This window comes from Sagittula salina (assembly GCF_017813235.1).
In the GTDB taxonomy this organism is placed as follows: domain Bacteria; phylum Pseudomonadota; class Alphaproteobacteria; order Rhodobacterales; family Rhodobacteraceae; genus Sagittula; species Sagittula salina.
On the sequence record NZ_JAGISH010000002.1, the window covers coordinates 273,816 to 294,452 of the forward strand.

Annotated in this window: 17 protein-coding genes; 12 read left to right on the forward strand and 5 right to left on the reverse strand. The window is 65.5% G+C overall.

Annotated features, from left to right (window positions below):
- Positions 1-50: 50 nt before the first annotated feature.
- From dusB to hflX, 10 genes are all read left to right on the forward strand, one after another.
- Entirely contained in the window at positions 51-1,031 is a 981-nt protein-coding gene (dusB, locus tag J5474_RS05265; protein ID WP_245216247.1) for a tRNA dihydrouridine synthase DusB, read from the forward strand.
- Positions 1,031-2,113, forward strand: a complete 1,083-nt coding sequence (locus tag J5474_RS05270; protein ID WP_209359952.1) for a two-component system sensor histidine kinase NtrB — start codon at positions 1,031-1,033, stop codon at positions 2,111-2,113. The genes dusB and J5474_RS05270 overlap by 1 nt, the downstream gene beginning before the upstream one ends.
- Entirely contained in the window at positions 2,113-3,483 is a 1,371-nt protein-coding gene (locus J5474_RS05275; protein WP_209359755.1) for a response regulator, read from the forward strand. Before J5474_RS05270 ends, J5474_RS05275 begins: the two co-directional genes overlap by 1 nt.
- 196 nt (positions 3,484-3,679) lie before the next feature.
- A complete protein-coding gene (locus J5474_RS05280; RefSeq protein WP_245216248.1) occupies positions 3,680-5,923 on the forward strand; it encodes a sensor histidine kinase NtrY-like in 2,244 nt (747 codons plus the stop codon).
- Positions 5,920-7,338 carry a nitrogen assimilation response regulator NtrX gene (gene ntrX / locus J5474_RS05285; protein WP_209359756.1) on the forward strand — a complete coding sequence of 473 codons (1,419 nt, stop codon included), beginning with the start codon at positions 5,920-5,922 and terminating at the stop codon, positions 7,336-7,338. The genes J5474_RS05280 and ntrX overlap by 4 nt, the downstream gene beginning before the upstream one ends.
- Positions 7,339-7,383: 45 nt before the next feature.
- Positions 7,384-7,998, forward strand: coding sequence for a hypothetical protein (locus J5474_RS05290; protein ID WP_209359757.1), 615 nt, complete (start codon positions 7,384-7,386; stop codon positions 7,996-7,998).
- 148 nt (positions 7,999-8,146) lie between these two features.
- The gene (gene trkA, locus J5474_RS05295; protein ID WP_209359758.1) at positions 8,147-9,523 is read left to right on the forward strand and encodes a Trk system potassium transporter TrkA; all 1,377 of its coding nucleotides are present in this window, start codon (positions 8,147-8,149) and stop codon (positions 9,521-9,523) included.
- On the forward strand, positions 9,523-11,031 hold the full coding sequence (locus tag J5474_RS05300; RefSeq protein ID WP_209359759.1) for a TrkH family potassium uptake protein: 1,509 nt from the start codon (positions 9,523-9,525) through the stop codon (positions 11,029-11,031). Before trkA ends, J5474_RS05300 begins: the two co-directional genes overlap by 1 nt.
- Before the next feature lie 149 nt (positions 11,032-11,180).
- Entirely contained in the window at positions 11,181-11,417 is a 237-nt protein-coding gene (gene hfq / locus J5474_RS05305; protein ID WP_005860899.1) for an RNA chaperone Hfq, read from the forward strand.
- Positions 11,418-11,434: 17 nt separating this feature from the next.
- Complete coding sequence (hflX, locus tag J5474_RS05310) at positions 11,435-12,688, forward strand: GTPase HflX (RefSeq protein ID WP_342454009.1); 1,254 nt, start codon at positions 11,435-11,437, stop codon at positions 12,686-12,688.
- Positions 12,689-12,974: 286 nt separating this feature from the next.
- Here the strand turns inward: hflX and J5474_RS05315 are convergent, their stop codons facing one another.
- Together J5474_RS05315 and J5474_RS05320 are read right to left on the reverse strand one after the other, a co-directional pair.
- Entirely contained in the window at positions 12,975-13,856 is an 882-nt protein-coding gene (locus tag J5474_RS05315) for a phosphotransferase (RefSeq protein WP_209359760.1), read from the reverse strand.
- Positions 13,853-16,321: a penicillin acylase family protein gene (locus J5474_RS05320; RefSeq protein WP_209359761.1), complete on the reverse strand. Its 2,469-nt coding sequence runs from the start codon at positions 16,319-16,321 to the stop codon at positions 13,853-13,855. The genes J5474_RS05315 and J5474_RS05320 overlap by 4 nt, the downstream gene beginning before the upstream one ends.
- A gap of 98 nt (positions 16,322-16,419) precedes the next feature.
- Between J5474_RS05320 and J5474_RS05325 the strand changes: the two genes are divergently transcribed.
- The gene (locus J5474_RS05325) at positions 16,420-17,295 is read left to right on the forward strand and encodes an NAD(P)-dependent oxidoreductase (protein ID WP_209359762.1); all 876 of its coding nucleotides are present in this window, start codon (positions 16,420-16,422) and stop codon (positions 17,293-17,295) included.
- A gap of 258 nt (positions 17,296-17,553) precedes the next feature.
- On the opposite strand, the gene moaA is transcribed toward J5474_RS05325, so the two are convergent.
- Positions 17,554-18,561 carry a GTP 3',8-cyclase MoaA gene (gene moaA, locus J5474_RS05330; protein WP_209359763.1) on the reverse strand — a complete coding sequence of 336 codons (1,008 nt, stop codon included), beginning with the start codon at positions 18,559-18,561 and terminating at the stop codon, positions 17,554-17,556.
- 104 nt (positions 18,562-18,665) lie between these two features.
- Between moaA and J5474_RS05335 the strand changes: the two genes are divergently transcribed.
- The gene (locus J5474_RS05335) at positions 18,666-19,160 is read left to right on the forward strand and encodes a hypothetical protein (RefSeq protein ID WP_209359764.1); all 495 of its coding nucleotides are present in this window, start codon (positions 18,666-18,668) and stop codon (positions 19,158-19,160) included.
- Between the two features lie 190 nt (positions 19,161-19,350).
- On the opposite strand, the gene J5474_RS05340 is transcribed toward J5474_RS05335, so the two are convergent.
- Positions 19,351-20,046, reverse strand: a complete 696-nt coding sequence (locus J5474_RS05340; protein WP_245216249.1) for a DNA alkylation repair protein — start codon at positions 20,044-20,046, stop codon at positions 19,351-19,353.
- A 10-nt stretch (positions 20,047-20,056) separates the two neighbouring features.
- Positions 20,057-20,554: a DUF2569 family protein gene (locus J5474_RS05345; protein WP_209359765.1), complete on the reverse strand. Its 498-nt coding sequence runs from the start codon at positions 20,552-20,554 to the stop codon at positions 20,057-20,059.
- Positions 20,555-20,637: the final 83 nt, after the last annotated feature.

The following is a 20,637-nucleotide window of genomic DNA, read 5'->3' on the forward strand; positions in this document are numbered from 1 at the left end:
CTCGGACTAACAGGCGCATGCCTACAATCAGATGCACAAGGACTAGGCATTTGGCCCTATCCCTCGGAGAACGCCCGATAACGCCGCCGGTTTTGCTGGCCCCATTGGCGGGAATCACGGACCTGCCGTTCCGCACGCTGGTCTCGCGCTTTGGCGCGGGACTCGTCGTGTCGGAGATGATTGCCTCCGGCGAATTCCTTACCGACCGCCCCGGTACGCGGGACAAGGCGGAGCTGGGCGCGCAGGTTGAAAATACCTCTGTCCAGATCGCGGGACGCGAGCCGGGACCGATGGCAGAGGCCGCGCGGATGGTCGCGGATATGGGCGCGAAGGTGATCGACATCAACATGGGTTGCCCGGCCAAAAAGGTCACTGGCGGCTGGTCCGGCTCTGCCCTGATGCAGGTGCCCGACCATGCGCTGACGCTGATCGAGGCAGTCGTGGCGGCGATCGACCTGCCGGTGACGTTGAAGACGCGGCTGGGCTGGAACAGCGACTGTCTGAACGCGCCTGAGCTGGCGAGGCGGGCAGAAGACGCAGGCGTGCGCATGGTAGTGATCCACGGACGTACGCGGGCGCAGTTCTACAAGGGCCACGCCGACTGGGCCGCGATCCGGGCGGTGAAGGAGGCGGTATCGATTCCCGTCGTGGCGAATGGCGACATCACCGACACCGCATCGGCACGCGCGGCGCTGGCGCAGTCCGGGGCCGACGGGGTGATGATCGGGCGCGGGGCGCAGGGTGCGCCCTGGGCGCTGGCGCAGGTCGCGGCGGAGATATTCGGCGGCCCCGAACCTGTGATCCCCGAAGGGCGCGCTCTGACCGCGATGGTTTCTGAACATTACGCGGCAATGCTGGAGTTCTACGGTCCGCAGCTGGGCAACCGCGTGGCGCGCAAGCATCTTGGCTGGTACATGGATCGCGCTGGCACCGAGCCCGCCCTGCGGCAGCGTCTGCTGACGGAACGTGACACCGCCGAAGTGCTGCGGATGATCCCCGATGCTCTCGACTGCCGGCAGGTGGCGGCATGATGGGTTCGGAGGAGATGACGATCTGGAATTCGCTGCCGGTGCCGGCAATTCTGATCGACCCGCGCGAACGCATCGCGGAACTGAACCCCGCCGCCGAAGGCTTTCTCAACAACTCGGCCAAGTGGTTGCAGGGCCAGCCGATCTGGGACCGGCTGGCGGTGGATGCCCCGCTGGAGGAAAGCTTGGCCCGTGCGCGGGATCATGGCACGCCACTTTTCGTGAATGACGTCGATGTGGGCACCGGCAGCCGTCCGCCACTGGTTTGCAACCTTCAGATCGCTCCTCTGGCGGGGCGCGAGGGCTGGATGGTGATGCTGATCTCGCCGCGTGAACTGGCGGGGCGGATGACACAGTCGCATTCGGTCAAATCGGCGGCCAAGTCGGCAATCGGCATGGCCGAGATGCTGGCGCATGAGATCAAGAACCCGCTGGCGGGGATCACCGGGGCGGCGCAACTGCTGTCCATGGGCATCTCAAAGGAGGATCAGGAATTCACCGATCTGATCGTGGAGGAGACGCGCCGGATCGTGAAGCTGCTGGAGCAGGTGGAGCAATTCGGCAATCTGTCCGCCCCCGACCGCCGCGAGGTCAATATTCACGACGTGCTGGACCGCGCGCGGCGCTCCGCTCTGCTGGGATTTGGCGCCCACATGAAGATCGTGGAGGACTACGACCCCTCGCTGCCGATGGCCTGGGGTGATCCGGACCAACTGCTGCAGGTGGTGCTGAACCTGGTGAAGAACGCCTCGGAGGCGGCGGACCCGATCAGCGGCGGCACAATCACGCTGCACACCTATTACGAACACAGTTTCCGGCTGCGCCGCGCCGATGGGTCCGGCCAGACACTGCCCTTGCAGATCGAGATCATCGACAACGGCCCCGGCCTGCCGGAGGCGATCAAGGGGGACATCTTTGATCCATTCGTGTCGGGGCGGGAGAATGGCACCGGGCTCGGTCTCGCGCTGGTGTCCAAGATCATATCCGATCATGACGGCTGGATTTCGGTGGATTCCGTCCCCGGCCGCACGGTCTTTCGCATGTCGTTGCCCCGGGCACCCCGGGAAAAGAAGGAGAACGGGTGATGGACGGAACCGTACTTGTCGCCGATGACGACCGCACGATCCGCACCGTGCTGACGCAGGCCCTGACGCGGGCGGGCTGCAAGGTGCACGCCACCTCGTCGCTGACCACGCTGATGCGCTGGGTCGGAGAAGGCAAGGGCGACGTGGTGATCTCGGACGTGATGATGCCGGATGGCAATGGGCTGGAGATGCTGCCGAAGATCGCCGAAGACCGGCCCGGACTGCCGGTGATCGTGATCAGCGCGCAGAACACCATCATGACGGCGATTCAGGCGGCGGAGGCGGAGGCCTACGACTACCTGCCGAAACCCTTCGATTTGCCGGACCTGATGAAGCGGACGGCGAAGGCGCTGGAAAACCGCGGCCGCGCGCCGCGCCGGGACGAGCAGGTGGTGGGCGCCGACGAGCCGGACGAACTTCCGCTGGTGGGCAAGACGCCCGCGATGCAGGCGCTCTATCGCCTTGTGGCAAAGGTGATGAACACCGACCTGCCCGTGCTCATCACCGGCGAGAGCGGCACGGGCAAGTCGCTCATCGCCAAGGCGCTGCATGATTTTTCGGACCGGCGGACGCTGCCCTTCGTTACGGTGACGGCGGGCGATCTGGCGGACCTCGACGGGCCAGCGCGGGTGCTGGCGCGGGTAAAGGGCGGCACGCTGCTGATCGACGAGATCGCCGATGTCCCGGACGAGATCCAGGCCCGCATCGTGCGCATGATGGACGTGCCGGGGGACTACGTGCCGCGCTTCCTTGCGTCGTCGCAACTGGACAGCCAGTCCCTGATCGAGGGCGGCAAGGTACGGCAGGACCTGTTCTACCGGCTCGACGGGGCGGCGATTCAGGTGCCGAGCCTGCGCGAGCGGGTCGAGGACATCGCGCTGCTGACGGAGCATTTCCTTGCCCGTGCAGAACGCGAAGGCGCGCCGAAGCGCTGGCTGTCGGAAGGCGCGCAGGACCTGTTCCGGGTCTATTCCTGGCCCGGAAACGTGCGTCAGTTGGAGAACGCCGTGCGACGGCTGTCGCTGACCAGCCGGTCGGAGGAAATCACCCGCGCAGAGGTCGAGGCGGTGCTGGGCAACCAGCCCGAGACCGGCCCGGTTCTGCGTGGCGGCGACGGCGACAAACTGGGCGAGAGCGTGGCGCGACACCTGCGTCGGTACTTTGACCTGCACGGCGCGATGCTGCCGCCGCCCGGTCTGCATGGCCGCATCGTCCGGGAAGTCGAGGCGCCACTGATCGAAATCGCGCTGGAGGCCACGGGCGGCAATCAGGCGAAATGCGCCGATCTATTGGGAATCAATCGAAATACACTCCGGAAGAAGATCACGGACCTCGATATTCGCGTGACACGCCGCCGCAAGTTGATGTAAAAGGGCCACACCAAGTGTGACCCCGCCGCAATAATCCGAGAAAATATCCGGTGATTTGCAGTGAGAAGGCGCACGAAATGGCGGTCCTTGCACGACTGATCCCCGCAAACGGGGGCGCTCGGTGCATTACAGAAACGAGGTGGGAGTGGCCACGCGGGCAGGTATAACGTTCCGTTCGCCGACATGGGCGATGCTCATGCGGCTGCGCAAGAAGCGCTGGATCGCCAATCTCATGACGCTGGCGCTGGTGGCGCTGGGTCCGGTGCTGGCGCTCGCCACCTTCATGGTGCTCGGGCCGCTGGATCAGGGGGCGTCTACCCGGAGTCTGCGGCTGGTGCTGCTGGCCGACCTTGTCTACGTGCTGCTGCTGGCGGGGCTGGTGCTGACGCGGGTGGCGCGCATGGTCGCGGCGCGGCGACGACAGTCGGCGGGGTCACGTCTGCACCTGAGGTTGACGGCGGCTTTCGTGCTGATGGCGCTGCTGCCGACGATCACCGTGGCGGTCTTTGCCGTGCTCACCATCAACATCGGTCTGGAAACCTGGTTCTCTACCCGCGTGCAGAACGTGGTCGCCGCCTCGCGTGGCGCGGCGGAGGCCTATGAAGCGCAGACCCGCGACGGGCTGACACAGGATGCGGGCGAACTGGCGGCCTACCTTGACCGCTCGCGGTCGCTTCTGGCGCAGCACCCGAACCTTGCGTTGCGGCAGTTGCTGGCGGACGGGCAGGCGCAGATCCAGCGCGGCCTGAGCGAAGCCTTCGTGATCGACCGCACGGGGGCGATCCAGGCGCGGGGCGAACGGTCCTATCTGTTCGATTTCGAAATGCCCTCGCAGGCCGATTTCGCCGCCGCCGACCTGCAGCAGATGGCCGTCATCAGGGATTACGACATCAACGAACTGCGCGCTCTGGTGCCGCTGGCGGCCTATCCCAACCTTTACCTTTACGTCAGCCGCGACGTGGACGGGAAGATCCTCAACCTGCTGGACGAAACGCAGGAGACCGCGCGTTTCTACCAGCAGCAGGAGACGGAGCGCGGGCGGCGGTTGTTCGACTTCGCGTTGCTTTACCTTGGGTTCGCCGTGCTGCTGATCCTCGCGGCGACGCTGGCGGGCCTGTGGTTCGCCGAACGGCTGGCACGGCCCGTCGGGCGGCTGGCCGGGGCGGCGCAGCAGGTTGGCAAGGGCGACCTCGACGTGCAGGTGCCGGAGGAGGCAGAGGGCGACGAGATTTCGATGCTCGGGCGCTACTTCAACCGCATGACTCAGCAGTTGAAGGCGCAGCGCGAGACGCTTCTGGAGAATACGCGCCAGATCGAGCGTCGCCAGCGGCTGTTCGATTCCGTGCTGACCTCTGTCACCTCGGGCGTGGTCGGTCTGGACCCGGACGGGCGCGTGACCTTTGTCAACCGTTCGGCGGAACGGCTGCTGGGATGGCACGAAAACCACCGCGCCGACCCGATCATGGTGGCTGTGCCGGAATTCGGCGAGGTTTTCGACCGGCTGCGCGCGGAGGCGCGGGAGATGGTGCAGATGGAGGTGAAGGTCGTCCGCGAAGGGCGGCTGGAGCACCTTCTGGTGCGGCTATCCACACGGCGGCGGCTCGATGGCAGCCTCGAGGGGTACGTGGTTGCCTTTGACGACGTGACCGATCTGGTCAGCGCGCAGCGCATGGCGGCCTGGGGCGACGTGGCGCGCCGCATCGCGCATGAGATCAAGAACCCGCTGACGCCGATCCAGCTGTCCGCCGAGCGCATCAAGCGCAAGTTCGGCCGTCAACTGGAGGAAGACGACGCCGAAAAGCTGGAGGAGATGACCGGTGTCATCATCCGCCAGACGGACGGGTTGCGGCGCATCGTCGACGAGTTTTCGAAATTCGCGCGGATGCCGGAGCCTGAACGGCGTCCGGAAGATCTGGGCGATCTGTTGCGTGGCGCGGTGTTGCTGCAAGACAGCGGTCAGCCCGCCGTGACGTTCCGGACGGATATTCCGAAGGGCCGCCCGATGCCTGCGGAACTGGATGCTGGCATGATCGGGCAGGCCTTTACCAACCTGCTGAAGAACGCGGGAGAAGCGACGGAGAGTCTGATCGCCAAGGGCCCGCCGGAAGGCTATGCGCCGGAAGTCCGCGTGTCGGCAGAGGTGGACGGGGCGGAGGCGCTCATTCACATCATGGACAACGGTGTGGGTCTTCCGGAGGACCGCGCGCGGCTCTTTGAACCCTATGTCACCACGCGCAGCGAGGGTACCGGGCTGGGCCTGCCCATCGTGCGCAAGATCATCGAGGAACACGGCGGCACGCTCAATCTGGAGGACGCGCCGCCCTTCACGGAGGGCGCCCATCGTGGCGCCATGGCGGTCATCCGGCTGCCGCTCACCCCTGCGGACGCGCAGGCAACGAAACCGGGCTTTGAGCACGAGACAATGGAGAGGACGGCATGAGCGACATACTTATCGTCGACGACGAGCGCGACATCCGCGAGCTGATCGGGGACATTCTCGAGGACGAAGGCTACAGCACCCGGCTGGCAGGCAATTCCACCGACGCAATGGCGGAGATCAACGCGGAGCCGCCGGCGCTGCTGATCCTCGATATCTGGCTGAAGGACAGCAAGATGGACGGGATCGACATCCTGAAGACCGTCAAGCGCGACAACCCGGATATCCCGGTGGTCATCATTTCCGGTCACGGCAACATCGAGATCGCCGTAGCGGCGATCAAGCAGGGGGCTTACGATTTCATCGAGAAGCCCTTCAACATCGATCAGCTTCTGGTGGTGATCCGCCGTGCGATGGAGGCATCGACCCTGCGCCGCGAGAACCAGAAACTGAAGCGCGGCGAGGTGCGGCAGGCGGAGATGATCGGCGAAAGTCCGGGCTTCCGCGCTCTGGTCAGCCAACTCGACAAGGTAACCAAGTCGAATGGCCGCGTCATGCTGACGGGTCCGGCGGGGGCGGGCAAGGACGTGGCCGCGCGCTACATTCATGCGCAATCGAACCGCGCTGGCGCGCCCTTTGTCACGGTGAACTGTGCGGGCGTGGAGCCGGAGATGATGGAGGCCATGCTCTTTGGCCGCGAGTCGTCGAAACGCGGGGTCGAGCCGGGACTTCTGGAGCAGGCGCATGGCGGTGTGATCTACTTTGATGAGGTTGCCGACATGCCGGTCGGCACCCAGTCAAAGATCCTGCGCGTGCTGGTCGATCAGCAGTTCCAGCGTGTGGGCGGCAATGACAAGGTGCGCGTGGATCTGCGGGTGATCTCTTCGACCAACCGCGACCTGCAGGAGGAGATCGCCGTCGGCCGCTTCCGGGAGGAGTTGTATCACCGGCTGAACGTGGTGCCGATCGCGGTGCCGTCGCTGGCGGACCGGCGCGAGGACATCCCTGTGCTGACGCGCCACTTCATCGAAGCCTTTCATGCCGCGCAGGGCCTGCCCCATCGCGACGTGACCGACGATGCGGTGGCGCTGATGCAGACCATGAGCTGGCCGGGCAACGTGCGCCAGCTGAAGAACCTCGTGGAACGCGTGCTGATCCTTGGCGACGGCACCGGACCCATCGAGGCCCGCGAGCTGCCCCAGGAAAGCGGTCCGGAGGGCGACGGCGAGGGCCGTGTGGTTCTGTCGGGCACGCTGGCGACGCTGCCGCTGCGCGAGGCTCGCGAGGCTTTCGAGCGCGAGTACCTGCTGACGCAGATCAATCGTTTTGGCGGGAACATCTCGCGCACGGCGTCGTTTGTCGGCATGGAGCGTTCGGCGCTGCACCGCAAGCTCAAGAGCCTCGGGGTCGTGACCTCGGCCAAGGCGGGGGCGCGGGTCGCGCTGATGGAAGACGACCGCATGATCGACGCGTCCTGAGCGTCGGTCGCAGAGCGACGGGAAGGACCTTCACGGGTGGGACGGATGATGTGGACGAAAGCGGCGGGCGCCTGCCTGCTGGCGGCGGTGACCCTTGCGGGCTGCGCCATGCCCGCACGGGACGAAATGGTGCCGGAGCGCATGGCCTTCGCCGCCTCGGGGATGACGCAGGAGCAGGCAAAGATCGCCGCGCTCAGAGCGGATATCCTCGCGCTGGGGCCGGGGATCGACCCTGCAGAGGCGCAGCGCGTGGCCGAGGTGGCTGTTCTCAAGCCGCTGCAGTGGGCGCGGGACTGGGACGTGGTGGACCCGCCGCTGGTCCATAACATGAAGGTCAATCACGGACTGAAGCCGCGCGGGCTGTGCAAGGACTGGGCCGACGATCTGCAACGGCAGATGTGGGCGTTGAAGCTGCGCACCATCGACCTGCACCGGGCCATCGCCAATTCCCGTAATGTGAAGCTGGAACATTCGGTGCTGATCGTTTCCGCAAAGGGTGCGCGTTTTGAGGACGGCATCGTGTTGGATCCGTGGCGGCAGGGGATGGGGCGGCTGTGGTGGTCCGGAACAATGGACGACCCGCGCTACAGTTGGGACGCGCGCGAGGATGTCTTTGCCTGGAAACGAGAGTGGAAGGTGCGGGTGGCAGAAGACCGGTGACGCCGCGCGCCTCACGATTTTTCTGCGAAAAATCGGACGCCGACGGCGGGGCCTAGCGGGGACCGATCGAGGCGCTTTGCGTTGACGGCACCGGGTCCGCGTGCCATGCCGGTGGCACGATCCGCGGGCAGGTCTGGGAAAGGCATCCATGAAGGTCATCATCTGTGGGGCAGGGCAGGTCGGCTGGCAGATCGCGCGCCACCTGTCGGGCGAACGCAACGACGTCACGGTCGTGGACAACAATCCCGATCTGGTGCGGCGCGCCACCGACACGCTGGACGTGCAGGGCATCGCGGGCTTTGCCTCCTACCCGGACGTTCTGGACCGCGCGGGCGCCCGCGACGCGGACATGATCATCGCCGCGACCTACTCGGACGAGGTCAACATGGTCACCTGTCAGGTGGCGCATTCGATCTTTTCCGTGCCGCGCAAGATCGCCCGCCTGCGGGCGCAAAGCTACCTGACCGCGATCTATTCCGACCTCTACCGGCGCGAACATCTGCCCATCGATGTGGTGATCTCGCCCGAACGCGAGGTGGCGGAGGCGGCCCTGCAGCGGCTGTCGGCCCCGGTGGCCTTCGATACGGAAACGTTCCTTGACGGTGCCGCGCAATTGATGGGGCTGTCCATCGACGAGGATTGCCCCATCGTCAATACGCCGCTGCGCCAGCTTACCGACCTGTTCTCCACGCTGCGTGCCGTGGTCGTGGGTGTGCGCCGGGAGGGGACGCTGTTCGCCCCTGAAAGCGGCGACCAGCTGTTCGTCGGCGACAGTGCCTATGTCATGGTGCATTCCGAGGACGTGCGCCGCACGCTTGAGATCTTTGGCAAACAGGTGCGCAAGCTGGAACGCGTGGTCATCGTCGGCGGTGGCAACGTCGGCCTTGCCGTGGCGCGGCGGCTGGAGAAGCGGTCCGAACGGGTGCGCGCCAAGGTGATCGAACGCGACCGAAAGGTGGCGGAACACGCGGCCGAGGCGCTGGAGCGAACCATCGTGCTGCATGGCGACGGGCTGGACCAGTCGCTACAGACAGAGGCCGGGATCGAGCGCGCGGATGCCGCGCTATGCGTTACCGACGACGATAAGGTGAACATGCTGGCCGCAGTGCGGGCGAAGGCCGCCGGTTGTCCCATGGTAATCGCGCTGATCAACGATCCCACGCTGGTGCCGCTGATGGAACCGCTGGGCATCGACGCCTACATCAACCCGCGTTCCACCACCGTGTCGTCGATCCTGCGCCACATCCGGCACGGCAAGGTGCGCATGGTCTATTCCATTGGCGACGCGGAGGCGGAGGTGATCGAGGCCGAGGTGCTGTCGACCTCGCCCATCGCGGGCGCTCTGATCCGCGACATCGATTTCCCCGAAGGCGTCCTGGTCGGCGCGGTCAAGCGCGGCAAGACGGTCATGAAGCCCACCGGCGGTCTGCGGGTCGAGGATGGCGACCTCGTGGTGCTGTTCGCGCTTTCGGGCGACGTGCCGGAAGTGGAGCGCCTGCTTCAGGTCTCCATCGATTTCTTCTGATGCACGCGCTCGCCCGCCAGCCGCTGTTCCTGACGCTGACGGGGCTGACCTCCGTCGCCATGCTGCTGCCCGCCGCAGTGGGTCTCGCGCTTGAGGAATTCCACGATTCGCGGTCTTTCTTCTATGCCGGGGTGATCGGCATGGTGCTCACCGTGCTGGTGGCGATTTCGCTGGCGAACCGGCAGCACAACACCAGCGCGCTCAGACAGTTGCTGGCGCTTGCGGCGGGCTTTGTCTTTCTGCCGGTCTACATGGCGATCCCCTTTCAGGAGGCCGTGCGCACGACCACCTTCGCCAGTGCCTATTTCGAGATGGTGTCGTCCTTCACCACCACCGGCGCCACGCTGTTCGACCCGGCGCGGCTGTCGGTGGCGGAACACCTCTGGCGGGCCGAGGTCGGCTGGCTGGGCGGAATGCTCATGTGGGTGGCGGCCTCCGCCATCATGGCGCCGCTGGCGCTTGGCGGGTTCGAGGTGACGGCGTCGGGCGAGCCGGGGCAGGCGGTGCTGTCGGGTGTGGCCGCCTCGGAACGCTCCGATCCCCAAAGCCGCCTTTGGCGCAGCGTAGAGGCGTTGGTGCCGCTTTATGTGGGGCTAACGCTGGCGCTGACCGTGATGTTGATGGTGGCGGGCGATCCGCCGCTGATCGCGCTGACCCATGCCATGGCGGTGCTTTCGACTTCGGGCATATCGCCCATTGGCGGGGTGGAATCGGCGCCCTCCGGCATCTGGGGAGAGATCATCCTTTTCCTGTTCCTCGCCTTCGCCCTGTCGCGCCAGACCTTCTCCAACGATACGCGGCAGACGCAGGGATTGTGGTACGATCCCGAATTCCGACTGGGCCTGCTGATCGTCGTCATCGTTCCGCTGGCGCTATTCCTGCGCCACTGGGCGGCGGCCTTCGAGGTGGGCGAGGAGCAGAACTGGCTGGCCGGTCTGCGCGCGCTCTGGGGGGCACTGTTCACGGCGGCTAGCTTTTTGACGACCAACGGTTTCATCAGCTCGGAATGGGACACGGCGCAATTCTGGTCGGGGCTGTCCACGCCGGGGATCATCCTGATGGGGCTGGCGCTGCTGGGCGGCGGTGTCGCGACCACGGCGGGCGGCGTAAAGCTGCTGCGGGTCTACGCGCTGTACCAGAACGGCACGCGCGAGATCGAGCGGCTGGTGCACCCTTCCTCTGTCGGCGGGGCTGGACTGCTGGGGCGCCGGCTGCGCAAGGAGGGGGCCTTCATCGCATGGGTGTTCTTCATGCTGTTCGCGGTGACGCTGTCGGGGCTGACCATGGTTCTGGGACTTTACGGTCTGAATTTCGAGCATTCCACCGTGCTGACCATTGCCACGCTAGCCAATACCGGACCGCTGATCGAGGTCGCCCCGGAGGCCGCCATCGATCTCAATGCGCATGTCTGGCACGCAAAGCTGCTGCTCTGCGGTGCGATGGTTCTGGGGCGGCTCGAACTGCTGGCGGTCATTGTCATGCTGAGCCCGGACAGCTGGCGCGGTTGAGGCCGCGGGCCCGGTTTCTCGGCACAAGCGCAACACCACCTTGAGAAAGCGTTATTTTACGACTGGAAACTCGCTGGCGCGCACGACATACTCCATTTCGCGTGGGCGGCCCCGAGGGACGGGCCAAAGGCAAGAACAAAGGCAAACCAATGGCTTCCGACAGACAAAACCTCCAGGACGCATTCCTGAACCATGTGCGCAAGACGAAGGTCCCGGTGACCGTCTTCCTTATCAACGGCGTGAAATTGCAGGGCGTCATCACTTGGTTCGACAACTTTTGCGTGCTTTTGCGCCGTGACGGCCAGTCACAGTTGGTGTACAAGCACGCGATCTCGACGATCATGCCGGGACAGCCAATCAACTTGTACGACGGTGAAGACAACTGAAGGAACACGCAACGCCAGTGACCCGCGCATGGGTCCTGCATCCCGACATGAAGGGGCCGGGCCCGCGGCGTGATGCCGGGCTCGCCCTCGAAGAGGCCGTCTCGCTGGCGGTCGCTCTCCCGAACCTAGAGGTGGCGGGGAGCACGGTTGTGCCGCTGCGCGACCCGCATCCGGGCCATCTTTTCGGCACCGGAAAGATCAAGGAACTCAAGGACCTTTTCCACGATAACGAGGTCGAACTGGTGCTGGTGGACGGTCCCGTCACGCCGGTGCAGCAACGCAATCTCGAAAAGGAATGGAAGGTCAAGCTGCTCGACCGGACCGGGCTGATCCTCGAAATCTTCTCTGACCGGGCGGCGACGCGAGAAGGCGTGCTGCAGGTGGAAATGGCTGCGCTCAGCTACCAGCGCACGCGGCTGGTGCGGGCGTGGACACACCTGGAACGGCAGCGCGGCGGGCTCGGCTTCGTCGGCGGTCCCGGCGAAACCCAGATCGAAGCTGACAGGCGCGCCATCGACGAACAGCTGGTCCGCCTGAAGCGGCAACTGGAAAAGGTCGTCAAGACGCGCGAGTTGCACCGCAAGGCGCGGGCCAAGGTGCCCTATCCGATCGTCGCGCTGGTGGGCTATACAAACGCCGGAAAATCGACGCTGTTCAACCGTCTGACCGGGGCGGAAGTGTTGGCGAAGGACATGCTTTTCGCCACGCTGGACCCGACCATGCGGGCGGTGAGGCTGCCCACCGGGGCGGATGTGATCCTGTCGGACACCGTGGGCTTCATCTCCGATCTGCCGACTGAACTGGTGGCCGCCTTCCGCGCCACGCTGGAGGAGGTTCTGGCTGCGGACGTGATCGTGCACGTGCGCGATATCTCGCACCCCGAAAGCGAGGCGCAGGCCCGTGACGTGGCGACGATCCTCGATAGCCTCGGCGTGGACGAGGACACGCCGCAGCTGGAGCTGTGGAACAAGATCGACCGGCTCGACGACGAGGCACAGTCGGCGCTGTTGGCGCGGGCGGACCGGGACGCAGGAATCCATGCCGTCTCGGCGCTGACAGGGGCGGGGTTGGACGGCTTCCTCGAAGCTGTGACCGAGGCGCTGGGAGAGGTGCGCGCCCGCGAAGAGGTCCGGCTGGGCTACGGTCAGGGCAAGGCGCGGGCCTGGCTCTTTGAGAAGGGGCTGGTCGAGGCGGAGGTGCAGGACGAAGACGGCTATCTTCTGACCGTCGAGTGGTCCGCCCGAGACCGGGAACGGTTCGCGAAACTTTAAGAAATGCCACGATTGACAGCGCGCGGCGGGGTCTTCCCGGCGCGCGTTACTTTGTGTCGCGCGATGTGTGGTGTATGCCTGCGGGAGCGTCGCAGGGCGGAGCGGCTGCTACGGGCGATATCTGCAATAGCGGTCCGGGTGACATACGGGGCACGGGAAGGGGCGCTGCCCCATCGCACCGGCGGAGCGATTCCCCGCGGTATTTTGGAACCAAAGAAGCAGGGGGCGGGTGCCGGGCCGGAGGGACCCAGGGAGGCATAGGGAGGTCAACGCGGGTCGGCGGACGTCAGAGGATAAGGGCATCGCTGTCGAGCAGATGCCTTGCCATGGCGAGGCGGATGGCCTGGCGTTGACTGGGGCTCCCCGGGGTGTTGGCCCAGACCCATGTGCTGAAACACCGTTGCAGGAAGAGGCGCACCGGCGCTGCGGTGTGGCGGTCGCCATAGGCGGCCCGCAGGGGCGCGAGGTCGGGTTCGGCATCCGGGGATGCGAGGGTGAGCAGGTCCAGCGCCAGGGTGAAGAGGTCGCGCAGGGGTTCGTCCTCATGCGTATTTTCGAAGTCGATGCCCCATGTGATGCGGCCATCGTGGAGCAGATTGGAGAGCGTCATGTCACGGTGGGTGACGGCGCGCGTGGCCTTCTGCCGGCGGGCGGACGCGGCGAGGGATTCCGTCCGCTCAAGGCTATGCTGGAACGCTGTCGGATCTGGAATGGACCGGGCACCGTTGGCGACCTCATCCGACAGCCGGTGTAGCCATGCGACATGCCCTCCCGGGCGGAAGGGGAACTTGCGCAGGGTGGGCGCGTGGAAGGCGCGCAGCCAATCTCCGGCGAGGGTGGGAATGTGCCGGTCGCCCTGCCGCCAGAGGGTGGCGAGATCGGGACCTGACAACCGGGGCATGACCAGTGTCGTCGCACGCCGGAAGAGGATCGCGGGGGCGCGGTTTGTGCCTGTCAGTTGGTCTGACACCTCTGATTGACGCCGCGCCTGAGCGTCGGCCCGCGTGGCGAACTCGGGCGCGTAGACTTTCAGCACGAGGGTTTCCGTGGCAAGGAGCTGCGCCTGCGCGGGCGGGCGTTCGGGAAAGAGTGGCGTGGGCGCGTCGGAAAGGTCCATCGCCCGCAGTGCGGCGCGGGCTTCGACTTCCGCCACCGCGCGGGAGATCATGGCTTGACGAGGCGCGTGATGCCGGTGGCCGCCGCCTTTGCCAGATTGATGTCCAGCGACATGGGGATGTATTCGCCGCGCCGCCAGAGTTGGCCGAGGTCGTCGTAGTGCCGGGACAGCGGGTGGCCGGATTGGCCCGTGGAAGTGATGAAGACCGAACTGTCCGGGTCGGCGAAATCGTAGACCCCGCGGTAGGTGGCTGCGTGCACATTGGCAAAGGGTTCGGGGCCGGTGCCCTTCGTACGGCCGCGCAACAGGGTGAAGTCGCCGCCGGAGGTGTTCTGGCGGATATTCACCAGTGAGCGCACAATGGGCAGGTCGCCCAGCACCGTATGTTTGTGAATCGCCACGTGGGCGTCGCCCCACCGCAGGGATTCAAGCTGCGTGCCATAGGTTTCCGCGATCCAGACCAGCGCGTCGTCCAGCGCGAGACGGGCGATGTCGGAGCAGCTTTCGATGCGGGCGGAGCGGATCACGTCGCACCATGCTGCAGCACCGTCCACATTGCGGAAGACGCGTTCGATAAAGAGGGGTTCGACGTGGTCGAACTCTGTGGCGAGGCGGCCGAGATCGTCCTGGATCAGCCGTTCTTGAAGAAACCGCAGCCATGCGGCGTAGATCAGCGGTTCGGGCATGTGTTCGTTCATCTCGCCGTTCCAGTCGGCAAGCAGGGCAAGCGCCTTCTGACGCTGGCGTTCCGGCGTTCCTTCGGGGGCGGCCTCTGCGGTGTACCAGAGATCGCGGCCGATGAGCGGGAGTAGCGTGCGGGCGGCCTGCGACACGGTGTCGAGCTGCGCTTCGATAAAGCTGTCGCGGGTGTGCACCTTGCGGCCCATCATCAGCGTCTTCCAGCGCTGAACACGCTGGCTGTCGCCCCAGTCAAAGGAGACGTGCAGCGGAAAAGGCCGGTCGATGATCTTGTTATTGGTGTTGCCGACGATGCCGCCGGGCGGCGCCACAAAGGAGGGGTTGGCGGAGAATGGCAGGGTACCCTGCCAGCGGTTCCCAGCGATCCAGCCGGGCGAAGGCAGGCGACCCTGCGACTGGTGCGCGGGGTCGCGTTTCGGCATGGCGCCGATCAGTTGCAGGGCGATTGTGTTGCGGTCGACCACGGTCAGGTTCTGCGAGGGCGCGACATAGGCCTCTGACGCCTTCAGGGCCTGCGGCACGTCCTGCGCCATCATCAACCCCACGGCGGCGGACATGGAGGTGTCGGCGGGCGACAGCGCGGTCCAGCCCAGCGACATCACGTGCCCCGGGGGCGTGACCGTGTCGAGGTCGAACTGCGAACCGGGCAGTACGGGGCCATTGTCGGTGAAGCGCAGGGTAATGGTGATCGGTGTCTCGTCCCGGATACCGATGATCGATTTGCGCGTGGTGAAACGCTTCCACCCGGTGGGGGTGCGGTATTCCTCCGGGTTGTCGGGGTTGAGTCGCTCGACAAAGAGATCCTGATCGTCGAGGTAGGATGATGTCAGACCCCAACCCAGCTTCTCGGACCGGCCCAGCATGACGGCGGGAGTGCCGGGGATCGTACCGCCGATGACGCCGCCCGATTGCAGTTGCAGGCGCGCAAGGTACCAGGTGGAGGGCGCGGTCAGCCCGAGGTGCGGGTCGTTGGCCAGCAGAGTCCCCCGCGAGGCGGAGCGGTCGGGCGCCGCTGCCCATGCGTTGGACGCTCCGGCAAAGCCGCGTCCTGGCGGGATGTCCAGAAACAGGTCCTGTTCGGTGCGGCTCTGGGCATATTTCGGCAAGTTGCTGTCGGGGAAGAGAGCCGCGTAGTCCGGCAGGGTGGCGATGCCTTCTCCGGGGATGTCGGGCAGGATGTCCGAAAGGCGCTGTTCATCGTCCAGCAGCAGGGAGGTACGGGCCCGCAGCACTTCTTCTCCGAGCGCTCCGGACAATTGCAACGCCATGAGTTTCACGATGGCGATGGAATCGGCGGGTTGCCACGGGGCGATGGCGGCGTCGAAGAGGAAGAACTCGGGCGCGCCGCGCCCAAGCGCGTCGGCGTTGATCTCCTTGATATAGGCATTGACCCCGGCGGCGTAGGCCTCCAGCGCATCGAGTGTGCGGGCATCCTGATGCTCGACCGAGGCGACGGCCAGTGGGTAGAGGTCGAGCCGCCGCAGCAGCGTGTCGGTGCGCACGGTGCGCGACCCGAAAATCTCCGACAGCCGGCCCTGCGCGGTGCGCCGCAAAAGCGTCATCTGCCAGAGCCGGTCCTGCGCATGCACGTAACCCAGCCCAAAGAAGGCGTCGCGGTCCGAAAGCGCCATGATATGCGGCACGGCATTGTTATCGCGCACGATTTCGATGTCGGCGGTGATACCCGGTGTGGCGCGGGTCTTGTCGTACTCGGGCAGGGAACTCAGAGCGAGGTGCCGCGCAAGGAAGAAGGCCAGCACGGACAGGATGAGGGCGGCACTTGTCAGTCTGACAAGCCAGCGGAACAGTCCGGGCATTTCCCTCTCCGTCCTTATGAGCTAGGTGGGAGGGGACTTAACTTGCGGGCGCCTGAAAGCCAAGGGCCGGGCGGACCGCGTTTGCGGGAGGGCAGCATATGGCAAAGGTGGCGTTTCTGGGGCTGGGCGTGATGGGGTATCCCATGGCGGGGCACCTTGCGAAGGCGGGCCACGAGGTGACCGTTTACAACCGCACGACGGCCAAGGCAGAGCAGTGGGTGGCGGAGTTCGGCGGATCGCTGGGCAAGACCCCGCGCGAAGCGGCCCAGGGCGCGGAATACGTGCTGTCCTGTGTCGGCAACGACGACGATCTGCGGTCCGTCTGTCTTGGCGAGGACGGTGCATTCGCCGGCATGTCTGGCGGGATCTTTGTCGATCACACCACGGTTTCCGCTCAGGTCACGCGGGAGCTGTCCGAGGAGGCGGCAAAGGTGGGCATCGGCTTCATCGACGCGCCGGTGTCCGGCGGCCAGGCCGGGGCGGAGAACGGTCAGCTGGTGGTGATGTGTGGCGGCGACGAGGCGACCTACGACAAGGCCGCCCCGGTCATCGACGCGTTTTCGAAGCTGTGCAAGCGACTGGGCCCCTCGGGCGCGGGGCAACTGACCAAGATGGTCAATCAGATCTGCATTGCGGGGCTGGTGCAGGGGCTGTCGGAAGGTCTCCACTTCGCCGAGAAGGCCGGGCTGGACGGGCGCGCGGTCGTTGAGGTCATCGGCGGCGGCGCGGCGGGGTCCTGGCAGATGGTCAACCGCCACGCGACGATGCTGGACGGCCATTTCGAGCATGGCTTTGCCACAGACTGGATGCGCAAGGATCTGGGGATCTGCCTGAAAACGGCCGAAGAAAACGGCGCTTCGCTGCCGGTAACGGCTTTGGTCGACCAGTTCTACAAGGACGTGCAGAACATGGGCGGCGGCCGCTGGGACACCTCCTCGCTGTTCGCGCGCCTTCGGAAACTCTCGACTGAGTGAGACGGTCCTAACTTGACTCTCATGGTCGGCGACGCGGGACGACATCGTCCCGCGTTTGTTCAGCAATCCGAGCTATTTGGTTCGAATTAATGAAAGCCAAAATGCGGCTTGCCTTGGGTAACAGCTCGGTCATAGCCGATTGTATGACAGCGCAGGGCCGCGACAAGCGACGCCAACGCGCAGATTAAGGATTTCTTCGGGTCAGCAACGGCGCCCGCGCGTCCTGAACACCGCTGCGCTGCACCGCTTGTCCCCGGTTCAGCCGCCGGTGTGGCTCATGTGGCGCGAGACGCGGCCGTCAACCGTCTGCCGCGAATAGTCGAAATCATGGCCCTTCGGTTTCAGCCGGATGGCGGCGCGGATGGCCTCCTCCAGCGCCTCGTCGCTGTCTGGGTGGTTGCGCAGCGCCGCGCGAAGGTCGGCGTTGTCTTCCTGTCCAAGGCACATGAACAACTCGCCGGTGCAGGTCAGACGCACGCGGTTGCAGCTTTCGCAAAAGTTGTGCGTGAGCGGCGTGATGAATCCGATCTTCTGTCCCGTCTCCTCCAGCCGCACGTAGCGGGCGGGGCCGCCGGTACGTTCCGGCAGGTCGGTGAGTGTATAATGTTCGGACAGGCGGGCGCGCAGATCGTCGAGTTTCCAGTACTGGCCAAGCCGGTCTTCGTTGCCGATGTCGCCCATGGGCATGACCTCGATCCAGGTCAGGTCCATGTCGCGCGACGCGCACCACTCGGTCAGTGCTAGCAGCTCATCGTCGTTGAACCCCTTCAGCGCGACGGTGTTGATCTTCACCCTGAGGCCCGCACGCTGCGCCGCGTCGATCCCGCGCAGCACCTGCGGTAGCCGGCCCCAGCGAGTAATATCGGCGAACTTCTTCTCGTCGAGCGTATCAAGAGAGATATTCACCCGTCGCACGCCGGCGGCGTAAAGGTCGCCGGCAAAGCGTTCCAGCTGCGAGCCGTTGGTGGTCAGCGTCAGCTCCTTCAGCGCGCCCGCGTCGAGGTGCCGTGACATCCGCTGGAAGAAGGTGAGGATATCCCGCCGCACCAGCGGTTCACCGCCGGTAATGCGCAGCTTTTCCACCCCGAGTCCGACGAAGGTCGAACACATGCGATCGAGTTCCTCGAGCGTGAGCAACTCTTTCTTCGGCAGGAAGGTCATGTTCTCCGACATGCAATAGACGCAGCGAAAGTCGCATCGGTCGGTGACGGAGACCCGAAGATAGGAAATCGGGCGCTGGAACGGGTCGATAAGCGGCGTTGTCATGCCGGCAAGGTAGGCCTGAGCGGGATCATGAGCAAGGCCCCGCGCGCGATTGTGTCCCAATACCGCAAACGTATATGGAGGGGGAAAGATCAAGGGAGGCGCAAATGCGTGCTGTAGGGATGATGGGCGCGGTGGCGCTGGTGCTGGCGGGATGCGGCGATACCGGGCTGTTCAAGCCACGCGCGCCCGAGACTGAGGTGCAGGAGACCACGGACGGGCAGGCGCGGCCGCAGGCGCGGCCGGCGGGAGCGGCGGTAAAACCGCCGTCGGGCGCACGTACCGCAGAGCAGTTCGACACCACCACCGCCGAGGAACGCAAAGCCGCCGCCGCGGCCGCGAAGCCTGTGGGCGAACAGGCGTTGGGGGATACCGTTGCGAGCCTCGGGGATCCGGCAAGGCCCGGATTCTGGCTGGAGACTCCGCTGGTCACCTCCGCCCAGAAGGGCCGGGTGGAATACAAAGGCAAGTCGTCACAGGTCGACCTGATCCCGATCGGCGGACCCAGGACGGCAGGCAGCCGTATCTCCCTCGCTGCAATGCGGTTGATCGAGGCGCCGCTGACCGACCTGCCGACGATCAAGGTCTATGCGGGCGGCTGATCGGCCTTCTGCACGGCCTGCCGGCCACGCGCTGCCCGAACTGAAGGCCGACCGCGCCTGTCTTATTCTTGGGGAAATACTCAGCTGCGACGGCACCGCTGGCGGTCGGCCCGAAATTTGGCCGCAAATTCCTTTGCGCGCCTGACGGATCGGGTCGTTCGCGGAGGACGCGGTGCCGGTCCGGAACCGCTCAGAGGTATTTCGCGGCTTCCTTGCGCGCGAATCCCTTCATCGTCTCTCCGTGCGCGGAAAGGAACGCCCTCACCCGCGCGGCGTCGTGTTTCGACAGGTCGCGCAGCCACCACGCCATGGCTTTCTGAATGAACCGCTGCCGATCCATGGTGGAGGTCGCGGCCCAGCCGAGCACGCGTTCGCGTGCTGCCAGTTGATCCGGTGAGGGGAAGTTCAGATGCGCCAACGGCAAGGTAATCACAAACGCCGCGCGTTTCGTCCAGAGGTGGTCGGAAGCGATCCACGCTTCGATCGCATCGAGTCTCGAGAGGTCTGCCATGACCCGGCGCCCTCCGGCAGAACAGGCGTGATCCGCGATCGCCCAGCCGTCGAACTGCGGCACCCAGGTTTCGATCATCTGCCAGGTGGCCTGCTCTGCCTCCGGCGGGCGGATGCGCGCTTGGGTCAGCAGTTTGGCGGCGGCGATTCGGGCTTCGTGCACGTCGCTTTGCCAGAGTGCGTCGGCGAGCGGCAGGCGCTCCTCAGACGAGAGAGCGGCACGCCATGATTTGACGAGCGCGTTCACCTCCGGCAGGGCTGTGCCGTAGTATACGCGACCGGCCTTGTGGTAGGCGGCCATGCCGGGCGCGCGCTCTGGGTCGCCGGCGGCACGAAGCGCGGCAAGGGCGGCTTCCGGGGTCACAGTGTCGGTCATGGGGGCCCGTTCATCGGATAAAGGTGCAGCGCGCACGGTCGGACAGGAAGAGGTAGGGGGCCCAGAGACCCAGCGCGATAGCGAGACCCACAACCGTTTTCAGCATCGCGTCGTCAAAGACCGGGGCCCTGGGCAACAGCGACTTCACCACGACGTAATCAAGCATGAGATAAACCGCCGAGAGGCCGGTCACGAGGAGGTAGCTGCGTGGAAGATGGCGGCTGTGGCAGAAGAACAGCACGGCGAGCCAGATCAGCACCGGCACCATCAGAACGTGGTAGCCCAGTTCGGTCAGCAGGACGCCCCGCCACATGGGGTGGAAATCCGGGCTGCCCGGCGTGGTGAGCGCACCGTAGAACCCGGAGGCGAAATTGTCCTGCCAGACACCCAGCAGGTTCAGCGCGGCATTGACCGGCGCCAGCACCATGCCGACGGCCAGCACGATCAGCCAGCCGCCGATGCCGCAGGGAAGCGCCTGCGCGCCAAGCGTGGTGTCTTCGGTCGTCATGGCGCGCAGGGTATGGGCAAGCTGCCTGCGGGAAAAGCGGAAAACCGCCGCTGACGTAGGGGGCGGCGCGGTTTTCCCGCGAA